This is a genomic window from Williamsia sp. DF01-3, assembly GCF_023051145.1.
Taxonomy (GTDB): Bacteria; Actinomycetota; Actinomycetes; order Mycobacteriales; family Mycobacteriaceae; genus Williamsia.
The window spans coordinates 2589648-2603393 of sequence record NZ_JALKFS010000005.1; the positions used below are offsets into that span (position 1 = coordinate 2589648).

General features: G+C 62.0%; 11 protein-coding genes and 2 rRNA genes. 9 read left to right on the forward strand and 4 right to left on the reverse strand.

Translation table 11 applies throughout. The annotated features are described in order from the left end of the window. The first annotated feature begins 269 nt into the window (after nucleotides 1-269). The 3 genes from MVA47_RS14360 (at nucleotide 270) to glsA (ending at nucleotide 5122) form a co-directional block, all read left to right on the forward strand. Nucleotides 270-3404, forward strand: a 23S ribosomal RNA gene (locus tag MVA47_RS14360). 105 nt (nucleotides 3405-3509) lie between these two features. Continuing rightward, nucleotides 3510-3626: ribosomal RNA gene (gene rrf, locus MVA47_RS14365) — 5S ribosomal RNA — on the forward strand. Between the two features lie 101 nt (nucleotides 3627-3727). Next, entirely contained in the window at nucleotides 3728-5122 is a 1395-nt protein-coding gene (gene glsA / locus MVA47_RS14370) for a glutaminase A (RefSeq protein WP_247208427.1), read from the forward strand. Here glsA and MVA47_RS14375 read toward each other — a convergent pair. Continuing rightward, a complete protein-coding gene (locus MVA47_RS14375) occupies nucleotides 5119-5619 on the reverse strand; it encodes an NUDIX hydrolase (protein WP_247210795.1) in 501 nt (166 codons plus the stop codon). The genes glsA and MVA47_RS14375 overlap by 4 nt on opposite strands. A gap of 119 nt (nucleotides 5620-5738) precedes the next feature. Here MVA47_RS14375 and nucS point away from each other — a divergent pair, with 119 nt between their 5' ends. Further along, complete coding sequence (gene nucS / locus MVA47_RS14380; RefSeq protein WP_247208428.1) at nucleotides 5739-6419, forward strand: endonuclease NucS; 681 nt, start codon at nucleotides 5739-5741, stop codon at nucleotides 6417-6419. Nucleotides 6420-6432: 13 nt separating this feature from the next. Beyond that, complete coding sequence (locus tag MVA47_RS14385; RefSeq protein ID WP_247208429.1) at nucleotides 6433-6675, forward strand: ATP/GTP-binding protein; 243 nt, start codon at nucleotides 6433-6435, stop codon at nucleotides 6673-6675. Nucleotides 6676-6729: 54 nt separating this feature from the next. Here MVA47_RS14385 and MVA47_RS14390 read toward each other — a convergent pair whose 3' ends face one another. Together MVA47_RS14390 and mce are read right to left on the reverse strand one after the other, a co-directional pair. After that, nucleotides 6730-7770, reverse strand: coding sequence for a hypothetical protein (locus tag MVA47_RS14390; RefSeq protein WP_247208430.1), 1041 nt, complete (start codon nucleotides 7768-7770; stop codon nucleotides 6730-6732). Between the two features lie 132 nt (nucleotides 7771-7902). Then, a complete protein-coding gene (gene mce / locus MVA47_RS14395; protein WP_030163870.1) occupies nucleotides 7903-8382 on the reverse strand; it encodes a methylmalonyl-CoA epimerase in 480 nt (159 codons plus the stop codon). 68 nt (nucleotides 8383-8450) lie between these two features. Here mce and MVA47_RS14400 point away from each other — a divergent pair, with 68 nt between their 5' ends. The 4 genes from MVA47_RS14400 (at nucleotide 8451) to trxA (ending at nucleotide 12222) form a co-directional block, all read left to right on the forward strand. Then, nucleotides 8451-9638 carry an acetyl-CoA C-acetyltransferase gene (locus MVA47_RS14400; protein WP_247208431.1) on the forward strand — a complete coding sequence of 396 codons (1188 nt, stop codon included), beginning with the start codon at nucleotides 8451-8453 and terminating at the stop codon, nucleotides 9636-9638. Further along, complete coding sequence (locus MVA47_RS14405; protein WP_247208432.1) at nucleotides 9635-9970, forward strand: DUF3817 domain-containing protein; 336 nt, start codon at nucleotides 9635-9637, stop codon at nucleotides 9968-9970. The genes MVA47_RS14400 and MVA47_RS14405 overlap by 4 nt, the downstream gene beginning before the upstream one ends. Before the next feature lie 89 nt (nucleotides 9971-10059). Beyond that, entirely contained in the window at nucleotides 10060-11223 is a 1164-nt protein-coding gene (locus MVA47_RS14410) for an MFS transporter (RefSeq protein ID WP_247210796.1), read from the forward strand. Nucleotides 11224-11292: 69 nt separating this feature from the next. Then, nucleotides 11293-12222 carry a thioredoxin gene (gene trxA, locus MVA47_RS14415; protein WP_247210798.1) on the forward strand — a complete coding sequence of 310 codons (930 nt, stop codon included), beginning with the start codon at nucleotides 11293-11295 and terminating at the stop codon, nucleotides 12220-12222. A 39-nt stretch (nucleotides 12223-12261) separates the two neighbouring features. On the opposite strand, the gene MVA47_RS14420 is transcribed toward trxA, so the two are convergent. Next, complete coding sequence (locus MVA47_RS14420; protein WP_247208433.1) at nucleotides 12262-13719, reverse strand: hypothetical protein; 1458 nt, start codon at nucleotides 13717-13719, stop codon at nucleotides 12262-12264. Between the last annotated feature and the right edge of the window lie 27 nt (nucleotides 13720-13746).

Sequence of the window (13746 nt, forward strand, 5' to 3'; positions counted from 1 at the left end):
TGGGTGAAACGCTAACAATATCGGGGTCTTCGGTTTCGGAGGTTCTGGTGCTTGCCCCTGTGAGGGGGTGGGGCATTGACACACTATTGGGTCCTGAGGGAACACACTGTGAGGTGGGTTTGCTCTGGATTTAACGATGATGCCGGCTGATGCGGGTGCCTGTTATCGCGGAGGGGTGAAGATTCTTCTGCGGGGTGCCGGTTGGTGGGTGTGTGTTGTTTGAGAATTGCACAGTGGATGCGAGCATCTTTATTTTGTTTTGATAATGTTTGTAAGTGTGTAAGAGCGTACGGTGGATGCCTTGGCACCAGGAGCCGATGAAGGACGTAGGAGGCTGCGATAAGCCTCGGGGAGCTGTCAACCGAGCTGTGATCCGAGGGTGTCCGAATGGGGAAACCCAGCACGAGTGATGTCGTGTTACCCGCATCTGAATATATAGGGTGTGTGGAGGGAACGTAGGGAAGTGAAACATCTCAGTACCTACAGGAAGAGAAAACAACATGTGATTCCGTGAGTAGTGGCGAGCGAAAGCGGATGAGGCTAAACCATGGATGTGTGATAGTCGGCGGGCGTTGCATTCGTGGGGTTGTGGGATCCATTGTGTCAATTCTGCCGGGTTGGCCAACAGTGAGAAATCGTTGTGTTAGGCGAAGTGGTCTGGAACGGCCTGTCGTAGAGGGTGAGAATCCCGTAGCCGAAAATGTGACGACTGTTGATATGGACACCCAAGTAGCAGCGGGCCCGTGAAATCTGCTGTGAATCTGTCGGGACCACCCGATAAGCCTGAATACTCCCTGGTGACCGATAGCGGACTAGTACCGTGAGGGAAAGGTGAAAAGTACCCCGGGAGGGAGTGAAATAGTACCTGAAACCGTGCGCTTACAATCCGTCAAAGCTGATGCAGTCTTTAGTGGCTGGTTGGTGATGGCGTGCCTTTTGAAGAATGAGCCTGCGAGTTAGTGCTCGGTGGCGAGGTTAACCCGTGTGGGGTAGCCGTAGCGAAAGCGAGTCCGAATAGGGCGTCAGAGTCGCCGGGTCTAGACCCGAAGCGGAGTGATCTACCCATGGCCAGGTTGAAGCGACGGTAAGACGTCGTGGAGGACCGAACCCACTTCAGTTGAAAATGGAGGGGATGAGCTGTGGGTAGGGGTGAAAGGCCAATCAAACTCCGTGATAGCTGGTTCTCCCCGAAATGCATTTAGGTGCAGCGTCGCATGTTTCTCGCTGGAGGTAGAGCTACTGGATGGCCGATGGGCCCTACAAGGTTACTGACGTCAGCCAAACTCCGAATGCCAGTGAGTGAGAGTGCGGCAGTGAGACTGCGGGCGATAAGGTTCGTAGTCGAGAGGGAAACAGCCCAGATCGCCGGCTAAGGCCCCTAAGCGTGTACTAAGTGGAAAAGGATGTGGGGTCGCGAAGACAACCAGGAGGTTGGCTTAGAAGCAGCCACCCTTGAAAGAGTGCGTAATAGCTCACTGGTCAAGTGATCCTGCGCCGACAATGTAGCGGGGCTCAAGTACACCGCCGAAGCCGCGGCACTCATACGTTAGCCCGTCTTTTTCCTGCGGGGGAAAGACTAGGTGTGTGGGTGGGTAGGGGAGCGTCCTGCATCCATGGAAGCATCGGAGTGATCCAGGTGTGGAGGGTGTGGGAGTGAGAATGCAGGCATGAGTAGCGAAAGCGAAGTGAGAAACTTCGCCGCCGAATGACCAAGGGTTCCTGGGCCAGGCTAATCCGCCCAGGGTGAGTCGGGACCTAAGGCGAGGCCGACAGGCGTAGTCGATGGACAACGGGTTGATATTCCCGTACCCGTGTAGTCGCGTCCGTGATGAATCAGCAGTACTAACCATCCTGAAGATCAAGGGTTACCTTCGGGTTTCGTTTGGTTGGATGCATGGGACCTTTGCTGGTAGTAGTCAAGCGATGGGGTGACGCAGGAAGGTAGTGGGGCCAGTCAGTGGTTGTACTGGTGTAAGCCTGTAGGGAGAGACATAGGCAAATCCGTGTCTCACATATCCTGAGAGGTGATGCGTAGCCGAATGAGGCGAATTCCATGATCCTATGCTGCCGAGAAAAGCCTCTAGCGAGTGGCGACACGGCCCGTACCCCAAACCAACACAGGTGGTCAGGTAGAGAATACTAAGGCGATCGAGAGAACTGTGGTTAAGGAACTCGGCAAAATGCCCCCGTAACTTCGGGAGAAGGGGGACCACGTCTGGTGATCAACTTTTCGTTGTGAGCTGGGTGTGGTCGCAGAGACCAGAGAGAAGCGACTGTTTACTAAAAACACAGGTCCGTGCGAAGTCGTAAGACGATGTATACGGACTGACGCCTGCCCGGTGCTGGAAGGTTAAGAGGACCGGTTAACACTTCGGTGTGAAGCTGAGAATTTAAGCCCCAGTAAACGGCGGTGGTAACTATAACCATCCTAAGGTAGCGAAATTCCTTGTCGGGTAAGTTCCGACCTGCACGAATGGCGTAACGACTTCTCTGCTGTCTCAACCACAGACTCGGCGAAATTGCATTACGAGTAAAGATGCTCGTTACGCGCGGCAGGACGAAAAGACCCCGGGACCTTCACTATAGCTTGGTATTGGTGTTCGGTTCGGTTTGTGTAGGATAGGTGGGAGACTGTGAAGCATGCACGCCAGTGTGTGTGGAGTCGTTGTTGAAATACCACTCTGATCGTATTGGATATCTAACCTCGGACCATGATCTGGTTCAGGGACAGTGCCTGGTGGGTAGTTTAACTGGGGCGGTTGCCTCCTAAAATGTAACGGAGGCGCCCAAAGGTTCCCTCAGCCTGGTTGGCAATCAGGTGTTGAGTGTAAGTGCACAAGGGAGCTTGACTGTGAGACGTACATGTCGAGCAGGGACGAAAGTCGGGACTAGTGATCCGGCACCGGCAAGTGGAAGCGGTGTCGCTCAACGGATAAAAGGTACCCCGGGGATAACAGGCTGATCTTCCCCAAGAGTCCATATCGACGGGATGGTTTGGCACCTCGATGTCGGCTCGTCGCATCCTGGGGCTGGAGTAGGTCCCAAGGGTTGGGCTGTTCGCCCATTAAAGCGGCACGCGAGCTGGGTTTAGAACGTCGTGAGACAGTTCGGTCTCTATCCGCCGCGCGCGTAAGAAACTTGAGGAAACCTGTCCCTAGTACGAGAGGACCGGGACGGACGAACCTCTGGTGTGCCAGTTGTCCTACCAAGGGCACCGCTGGTTAGCTACGTTCGGAAGGGATAACCGCTGAAAGCATCTAAGCGGGAAGCCTGTTCCAAGATGAGGTTTCTCACCCTCTTAGCAGGGGTAAGGCCCCCCACAGACCATGGGGTAGATAGGCCAGAACTGGAAGCCCGGTAACGGGTGCAGGTGACTGGTACTAATCGGCCGAGGACTTACAACCAAAACAAGAAACTTGTTTCGCATCCACTGTGCAATATCTGAAACAACACACACATCTCAAAAAAGATAAATAGGCCAGAAGATGTGTGTACTGGTTTCATAAAGTTACGGCGGCTATAGCGGAGGGGAAACGCCCGGCCCCATTCCGAACCCGGAAGCTAAGCCCTCCAGCGCCAATGGTACTGCACCCTAATCAGTGTGGGAGAGTAGGACACCGCCGAACACAACTTACTGAAGCCCCCGCTTACGCGGGGGGCTTCAGTGCTTCTGGGTACTTCGACGTCGAGCCGGCTCCGTGGAGACGGTCTTTGCTTAGATGAGTCCATGGCATCCCTGGTCACCGGTCCGTCGCTGGTCGAGTCGTACCTCCAGCACATCCACAGTTCTTGCTATGCCGGCGGGGGCGGGGAGCTGGCGGACTACATCCCAGAACTGGCCCAGGTGGATCCGAGTCGGTTCGGGCTGTCGCTGGCGCTACACGATGGCTACGTCTACTCGATCGCCGACGCGGATATCGGTTTCACCATCCAATCGGTGTCGAAACCGCTCACGTACGCGCTTGCGTTGACCCACAAGGGTTTTGATGCGGTCGACGAACGGATCGGTGTTGAACCGTCCGGTGAAGCGTTCAACGAGATCAGCGTGGATTCTCGTCGACGGCCCAGGAATCCGATGATCAATGCCGGGGCCATTCTCTCTGCTTCTCTGCTTCTGGAGACTCAACCGGACGTGGACAAGGCGTTCGCCGAACTACTCGAGTTCTACTCGGCGTGCGCAGGCAGGCAACTCAGTCTCGACGCCGACGTCTACGCGTCCGAGATGCGGACCGGCGCACGCAACAGGGCGATCGCCTACATGTTGCAGAGTTTCGGCATGCTCCGGGCGGCGCCCGAGGACGCGATCGATCTGTACTTCAGGCAGTGCTCGTTGATCGTGACGACCGACGACCTCGCGACGATCGGCGGGACCCTTGCCAACGGCGGCGTCAATCCGCGCACGGGTCGGCGGGCAGTAGGGCAGGCGGTTGTCCAGCGGGTCTTGAGTGTGATGACCACTTGCGGAATGTACGACGGAGCCGGCGACTGGGTGACCACCGTCGGGCTGCCTGCGAAAAGCGGTGTCGGGGGCGGAATCATGGCTGTCCTGCCCGGGCAGCTGGGGATCGGTGTCTACTCGCCTCTGCTCGATGAGCACGGCAACAGCGTCAGGGGAGTGAGCGCATGCAAGCGTCTGTCGTCCGACCTCGGGCTGCATATGTTCAACGTGGCTCGAGAGAGTCGGGTGACCATCCGTTCGTTCTATTCGGCACGGGAGATCGACATCGTGTCCGACAGGTCAGACCATGAACGGCGATATCTGAACGGGCAACGAGACCGCATCCGGATATACGAGCTCCAGGGTGACCTGACCTTCTCGGGCACGGAGAGCGTACTGAGGCGACTGCGTGCTGCAGTCGCGGAGTTCGATGTCGCCATCCTGGACATGAGCCGCGTCGATCACGTGGACCAGGTATCCCGCTCGATGTTCTCCGGTGCCAGCGAGAACATCAACGGAGCCGCGCGTACGGCAGTGATCGTCGATCCCGACGGAGTCGTGGTAAGGCGCAACGCGCACGTCGCCGAGCCGAGTCCTGGCGCGGAGTATGTGGTGACCACGATGGTAGAGGCGATCACGCGAGCGGAGGATTTCCTGCTGAAGGTCGCGGTCGACCGTACCTAGATGGTCGCGTCCCCGGAATCGTGTAGAGACAGCAACGTGAGCGCCGCGAGAGTCTGCCCATCGCAGATCTGGCCGGCTCTCACCGCTGCCCGAACCTCGGCGACTGTCCACCAGCGCGCGTCCATGTCCTGCTCTTCGTGCTCTCGTGCGGTTGATCCCGTGTGTAGGCCCTCGGCGAGAAACACCACTTGCCGCTGACTGCTGAACCCTGGCGCCACGTCCAACATGCCGATCTGGGTGAGACTGTCGGCCACCAGACCCGTCTCTTCCGCGAGCTCGCGAACAGCGAGATCCGGCGGGGGAACATCTGCTCGATCGGGTGCGGTACCTGCGGGGAACTCCCAGCGTCGCGCCCCGACCGCGTATCGGAACTGTTCGACGAGAAAGAGACGGTCGCCGTCCCGTGGGATCACCACAACACCTGTCGGCTTGTCGACCACGCTGTAGATCCCAGGACTCCCGTCGGCTCGGAGTATCTGATCTTCTCTCAGCGACATCCAGGGGTTGGCATAGATCTCCGAGGAGGAGACTCGTTTGATCGACACATGGACCACAATATGGCCGACCCCGGCACGGCGTGGAGGACGTGCGCTCGTGCGCGCCTAAGGTGGACGTCGTGCGTCTAGTTATCGCGACATGCCAGGTGGACTATGTGGGCCGGTTGACAGCCCATCTGCCGATGGCCCGTCGACTCCTGCTGATCAAATCGGACGGCTCGGTGAGCATCCATGCCGACGACCGTGCGTACAAGCCACTCAACTGGATGAGCCCACCGTGCTGGCTGGTGGAGGAAGATCCCGCCACCCCTGAAGGGCCACGGCTGTGGGTGGTGACCAACAAAGCGGGTGAAGAGCTCCGGATCACCATCACCGACATCGAGCACGATTCCAGTCATGAACTGGGTGTCGACCCCGGTCTGGTGAAGGACGGCGTAGAGGCGCACTTGCAGGAGCTTCTGGCCGAGCATGTGGAGACGCTCGGCAGCGGGTACTCCCTGGTGCGGCGCGAGTACATGACCGCAATCGGTCCGGTCGATCTGCTGTGCCGAGACGCCGACGGTGTGTCGGTGGCAGTGGAGATCAAACGCCGCGGGGAGATCGATGGCGTCGAACAACTGACCCGCTATCTGGAGCTGATGAATCGCGACCCTCTACTGGCTCCCGTGCAAGGGGTGTTCGCTGCCCAGCAGATCAAGCCGCAAGCGCGGACGCTGGCAACCGACCGCGGTATACGGTGCGTCACACTCGATTACGACAAACTCCGGGGGACCGAGAGTACCGAGTTCCGGCTGTTCTAGGACAGGCTCAACGGTGCTGGAGCGGATCGAACCCGGGCCTGACGGCACCGACTATTACGTGCGGCCCATCTCCGGGCAACGTGCGGTCAAGGACTATCGCTGTCCACACTGCAGTCAGGTGATCTTCGTTGGGACACCCCACGTGGTCGCCTGGCCGGTCGACGACTATGGCGGGCCGGATCGCATCGATGATCGCCGCCACTGGCATACCGGATGCTGGCGCAGACGTATCCACCGGCGGCGTCCGGCCAGGTGAAGAGGATTGGTCGGAAAAGTCACCTTGGACTGACCCCGTCAGCTTTCGCGGTGATCAGCGGTAGGAGGCGCTGACCGTGTCGTTGTCGGTGGCGGCGGCGTCGTCTGTGTCGCCATCGTGCTCGGATGCGTCGGTGGGGCCCACCGCCTGGTGTGAATCCTGCTCCCCGACAGCTTGATTCGGCTGATCGAGCCGCGCGTTCTCGGACAGGTCCTTGTTGAGCAGGCCCTTGGTGTCCGGGTCGAGAAGTTCGGGCTCGTTCTCGACTTCGGCGAGTAGCTGTGGCACATCGTCGAGTTGACTTCGCACCTCGGCGAGTTGCGCCAGCATGCGAGCGCGCAGTGTTCGGATCTGCTCGGTGACTTCCTGTGCCCGAGTGATCCTTTCGGTCGCCGCCGACGCCGCGCGTTGTCGGGTGCTCTCCGCTTCTGCTCGCGCGGTGTCCAAGCGCTCTTTCGCCTCGGCCTTGCTGGTGGCTTCGAGCTGCTTGGCCTGCTCCAGGGCTTCCTTGCGGCGGGCGGCCATCGTCGTGTCGAAATCTTCTTGAATGCGCTCGCGATTGCTCTGCGCCCGGGCATCGAGTTCCTCGGCCTTGGCTTTGGCGTCGGCGACGATACGCCCCGCCTCCTCATGCGCGGCATGCATGGTCGTCTCGTGTTCGGCGTTCATCGCCTCGCGACGCTCGTTCATCTCCTGCGTCTGCCTGGCAATCTCCTGGCGGTGCTCTTCGGCTTCTTGCCTGGCTATCGAGAGAGTCTCTGCCGCTTCGGCTTCCGATCGTGCGCGGATCTCCGACGCCTCGTCGGATGCAAGTCGCAACATGCTCGAGACGCGCTCGCTCATGCCTTGCACCGTGGTCGGGGGTACCGACAGCTTGTTCACCTCACGGCGGAGCTCTTCGATCTCCTCGCGTGCAAGTTCCAAGTTGTCGGCGAGTTCGCGCGCATTCGCGGTGGCAGCGTCACGATCTGCGGCTATGACTCGCATTTCGGCGTCGAAACGACGAAAGAAGTCGATGACCTGATCACGGTCGTAACCGCGCATGACCGTGGCGAAAGGCAGTCCGGACGCAGATGTGGCCTCGTGAGATGGCATGGCCGCAATTTTACGCTGCGCGGGCGCCAAAGCGGTTCAAGCCGGTGGACAGCACGAACTGTGTTACCGCACTGCAACGCTGGGCTGCTGCCGGCCAGGCGAACCAGCCGTGAAGGTGAAAACGGGGCCGAGTCAGTGAGCGGCTGCAGGCTCCACCAGTTCGAGGAGGACACCACCGGCATCCTTGGGATGGATGAAGTTGATGCGGGAGTTCGCGGTGCCGCGGCGGGGTGCGTCGTAGAGCACCCGCAACCCGTTGGCGACGAGCCGCCGGGTGACCTCTTCGACATCGGTGACACGCACGGCCATCTGCTGTAAACCCGGGCCGTTACGGTCGATGAACTTGGCGATGGTGGACGTCTCGTCGATGGGGGAGAGCAGCTGGATCAGTGCGTGCGACTTCTCGGCGCCTGCAGGCCCGACCATCGCTTCGACGACGCCCTGGGCTTCGTTCGTCTCCTCGTGCAGGCACACCAGGCCCAGGTTGTCGAGATACCAGGCCTTGGCCGCCTCGAGGTCGGGGACGGCGATACCAACATGGTCGATCGCGGTGACCAGTTCGCCGATGGATGTCAGTACCGCTGACTGGGGGTTCTGTTCCGGAGCACTCATGGTCTAAAGGTAGCGTTGTGTGTGGTTGCGCCACCATTCAGCCAGCTTTGACGAGAGGTCAGAAGTAGATGTCGACATCGGTAATAGTATCCGGAGCCCGCACCCCGATCGGACGATTGATGGGTTCGCTCAAGGATTTCAGCGCAGTGGACCTGGGCGCGATCGCCATCCGCGGCGCTCTGGAAAAGGCCAAGGTTCCTGCCTCCGAGGTCGAATACGTGATCATGGGTCAGGTCCTGGGTGCCGGAGCCGGTCAGATGCCCGCCAAGCAGACCGCCGTCAAAGCCGGTATCGGCTGGGACGTCCCGGCCCTGTCCATCAACAAGATGTGTCTGTCGGGAATCGACGCGATCGCACTGGCCGATCAGCTGATCCGCGCCGGTGAGTTCGACTGCGTGGTGGCCGGTGGCCAGGAGTCGATGACGCAGGCTCCGCACATCCTCCCGGGTAGCCGTGGCGGGTTCAAGTACGGCAACACCGAGCTGGTCGACCACATGGCCTTCGACGGGCTCCACGATCCGTTCACCGATCAGCCGATGGGCGCGCTGACGGAGCAGCAGAACGACGTCGAGTCGTTCACCCGCGAACAGCAAGACGCGTACGCGGCAGAATCCCACCAGCGTGCGGCCGCGGCCTGGAAGAACGGCCTCTTCGCCGACGAGGTGGTCCCGGTGAGCATCCCGCAGCGCAAGGGCGATCCGATCGAGTTCGCCGAGGACGAGGGCATTCGCGCGGACACCACCGCAGATTCGCTCGCTCGATTGCGTCCGGCATTCCGGAAGGACGGCACGATCACCGCAGGCAACTCGTCGCAGATCTCGGACGGCGCCGCAGCGGTCGTGGTGATGAACAAAGACAAGGCAACCGAGCTGGGACTGGAATGGCTGGCCGAGATCGGGCCCCACGGTGTGGTCGCCGGACCGGATTCCACGCTGCAGCACCAGCCGTCGCGGGCCATCCTGAAGGCCTGCAAGCGTGCCGGCATCGAACCTGCCGACCTCGATCTCGTCGAGATCAACGAGGCGTTCGCCGCAGTGGGCCTGGCGTCCACCGCCGAGCTGGGACTCAGTGACGACAAGGTCAACGTCAACGGCGGCGCGATCGCCTTCGGTCACCCGATCGGTGTGTCCGGCGCACGGATCACCCTGCACCTTGCCTTCGAACTGGCCCGCCGTGGCGGCGGCACCGGGGTCGCAGCACTCTGCGGGGCCGGCGGCCAGGGCGACGCGTTGATCATCAAGGTGCCCGCGAAATGATCTCCACCGACCTCACCGCAAAGATCTTCCGTGTTGTTGCCATCGCTGAGGCCGTGACCTGGCTGGCCCTGCTGATCGCCATGTTCTTCAAATGGGTCCTCGGCCATGAAGAGGCGGTCGCCATTCCGGGCATGACGCACGGGGTGGTTTTCGTGGCGTACATCGTGGTTGCCTTGTTCACCGCATGGCGCCTGCGGTGGAACCTGGTCACGACCGGGCTGGCCCTCGTTGCGAGCATCCCGCCGTTCGGAACCCTGATCTTCGAGATCTGGGCCAAGAGGAACGGACATCTCGACGGGACCGACGCCCCGACCCGGGCCGCCACCTCCTGACAACGCATACCGCCGCCACCGCGCACGCGTCACGTGCCGTGCGCGTGGCGGTGTCCGGCATCTTTGCCCTGAACGGTCTGTTGGCATCGATGTGGGTCGCCCACATCCCGGTGATCCAGGACCGGACGGGCGTCGACAACGCGACTCTCGGTGGGCTGTTGCTGACGTTGGGCGCTTCGGCGTTTGTCGGCATGCAGCTGCTCGGACCGCTGATCGACCGTTTCGGCTCGCGAGGACCCACTGTGATCAGCGCGATCGCGTTGGCTGTTGCGATCGTTCTGCCGGGCCTGGCCACCGGACCGATCACCCTCGCGGCGGCGATGGTGATGTTCGGATTCTGCAATGGCGCCCTCGATGTCTCCATGAACACGCAGGCCGTGCTCATCGAACGGATCTACGGCCGCCCGATCATGTCCTCGATCCACGGGTTCTTCTCGATCGGCGGACTGGTCGGCTCAGGGGCGGTCGCCGCCACCCTGGCAGTGGATGTGCCCCTGCTGGCCACGTTGGGGACTTGCTGCGCATTGGCGATCTGTTGCGCTCTGGTGCTGTCGAACACCCTGATCACCGGCTCTGCCGACGAAGAGCCAGGCGAACCCGGCGAGACAGGAAACGCCGCCGCGTCGCGGCGGCCGTGGGGAAGGATCGCCCTGCTGGCCGCGGTTGCTTTCGGTCTGATGCTGGCCGAAGGAACCGCCTACGACTGGAGTGCGCTGTACCTGGTGGAACGTTACGGCCAGCCCGAGGCCGTCGGAGCAATCGCGTTCGGCGCGTTCAGCGCCACGATGGTCGTCGGCCGGTTCTCGGCCGACACGGTGAGTGCGCGGCTGGGACCGGTTGCGGTGGTGCGCCTGGGATCTGCCATCGCCATGGTCGGTATGACGTTGGTGATCTGTTCGCCGACACCGGTGTTCAGTGTCATCGGATGGGCGATCTTCGGCCTCGGAGTGGCAGGCGGGGTGCCTCAGCTGTTCACCGCAGCCGGCAACATCTCCAGCCGGTCCAGTGGCCAGACCATCTCGCTGGTTGTCGGGTGCGGGTACGTCGGAATGCTGGCCGGACCCGCGGTAATCGGTCCGGTGAGCAGTTGGTTCTCTCTCGGCACCGCGCTCTGGATCGCTGCAGCCGGCATGGCGTTCGCGTTCGTGGCGGCGCCGGTCGTCCGACCGCGTGCGGGTGACGCCGGGTCTGCGCAGAAACCTGCGTCCGCTGCTGGCGAACGCGGGCGGACCGGGGCACCACACGGTCTCTGACCGTGCCAGACTGGACGGGTGAGCAGACCGCAACCACGTCAACAGGCTGCTGCCCGAGCCGCAGCGGCGATGTCCGGGGCAGTGGACCTGTCCGTTCTCAAAGAGCGGGCCGATGCCCAACGCGCACAACCCAACCGGCCGGCGACGCCGCCCGCGTCGGGCCCGCCCACCTCGGCGTCACCAGTGCCGGCAGGCGGCGCCTTCCCTGCCGTCTATGACGTCACCGAAGCCGACTTCGAATCCGATGTTGTCGCACGTTCGGAACAGGTGCTGGTACTCGTCGATCTCTGGGCAACCTGGTGTGGGCCCTGCAAACAACTCTCACCGACGCTCGAAGCCCTTGCACAGCAGTCGGGCGGCAAGTGGGTGCTGGCCAAGGTCGACGTGGACGCCAACCCCCGCATCGCGCAACTGTTCGGGGTCCAGTCGATCCCCACCGTGGTGGCGATCGCCGGTGGCCAGCCGGTGTCGGCATTCGCCGGCGCACAGCCGGCCGCCCAGATCCAGGGGTGGGTCGACGACATCCTGGCCAAGTACGAACACACCTTCACCGGAGCTCCGGCTGACGACTCCGATGAGCCGCAGCCCGAACCGGTCGATCCACGGATGGCCGCGGCCGAAGACAAGCTGAACAGTGGCGACATCGATGGTGCTCTCGCCGACTACAAGGACATCGCGGCGTCCGAACCCGACAACGTCGAGGCCGCATCGCTTGTCCGCAACCTCGAGTTCGTATCGAGGGCACAAAGCCACGATCCCGCGTCGCTCACGGACCTCGAGGCCGACGACGTCGATGGCCACCTGGCGGCCGCGGATGTCGAACTGTTGAATCAGCAGCCGCAGGCAGCATTCGACCGCATCGTTGCGGTGATTGCGAAGACCGGTGGCGACGAGCGGACCAGGGCAAGGACCCGGCTGCTGGAACTGTTCGAGCTGTTCGACCCGGCGGAGCCGTTTGTGGTCGCGGCCCGGCGTAAGCTCGCGACCGCCCTGTACTGACCGACCCCTGACGCCCGATCAGCGCTGACCTGTCGAGACCTACGGGTCGTAGCGGCCGCAGCCCTTCTCGTCACCGAAGTAGCCGGCCGAGAAGGCTGCGATCCGCGAAAACCCGCTCGGCAACGACCGACCGGCCACATCGCTGGCGACCGCGCCACTCACGAGTAGACCCGACACCAATTCGTCGAGGTCACCTCCGCGCAGCGTGAAGGTGCCGGAGTCCGCTGTCGACCGTGCCCACCGGCCGGTGTAACAGGCAGCCCGGGCCGCGGTCACCGGCTGGTCCAGCACTTGGCCTCGCGCGCGCTGTGTCGCAAGTGAATACCGGGAGGCGACAAGCGAATACGCACTGAAGTCCCCACCGATGAAGCTCGGCAGACCAGACGGTCCGCTGGTTCCGTTGGTCGCGATCAGGGCTAGTTCATCAGGGTTCATCGAGACGGTGTTGGTGTCCGGGCAGAACGCGACAGGCAGCGCGGTCTGTTGATCGGGCGTCCCACTGCACGGTTGCTCGATCCGGTCGGTGAGCACCGACGGCCGGGCGGTGTTCGGCAGGTCGAAGAACGCCTCGACCGACTGGACCACCGACTCCAGGCCGGCTTCGGTGAACGGGGAGGTGTCGATGGCCCCGGCATTGTCGAACCTCGGTGGCATCTGGTCACGCAGGTCGTCGATCGTCAGTTCAGTGATCGCTGCGCACGTCGCCGGTCCAGACCGAAAACCCTTCTCGAACGCGAGGGCCCGCTCGAAGGCGGTGCCGTGATCGGACCGGCCCCGGCGGCTGTCGCGTGCGGAGATCAGAGCGGCCACCGCAGTGTTGAGCCCGTCCCCGGTGTTGATCTGAAGGAACTCGCCGTTGTCTTCGGCGATCCATCGGATGAAGTTCCCGGAGAGACAGTCGGCCTGCTGCTCGCTGACGATGGGCGAGGTGTCCGTGTCGAAACCGCCGATCATCTGGATGTAGTGCCCGTATTCGTGCGCGATCACCGTGACAGGCGCCATCGGGCCGAATGCGTCCGCCAAAGCCGGCATCAGAACTCCGCGGTCCCAACCGATCTCATCGCGAGTGGGGCAGAAGGCCGCATTGACCTGACCGAAGGTCGGCTCGTTGCAGAACAGCACCGACCGGCTCTGGGGAGACTCGGCATCCCATGAGACGAAGGACAGACCGGTTTTGAAACTCGTTTTGAAGGCAGGCTCGAATGCCTGCTTCCAATACGTCTCCAGGTCCGCCAGCGCGGCACCCATCAGGTCGTCGATCTCACCGTCGTCGCCCCCACGGATGTCCAGAGCGGTGTCCGCCGCGTCATCACGGAGTCCGTTGGCGCCATCTGTGACGGGAAGGCCGGCGACTGTGAATGGGTCGGCGTACGCCGACACCGCTTCACCGGTGACCACCTGACGCTCCTCGCGCGTCGCGCACGCCGAGACGAGCATCAGACAGGCCCCCACCAGCGCACCGATCAGAACCGGCGTTCGCCGGGAGCTATGGGCCACGACCAAACTCTAGCCGCGCCGATCCGT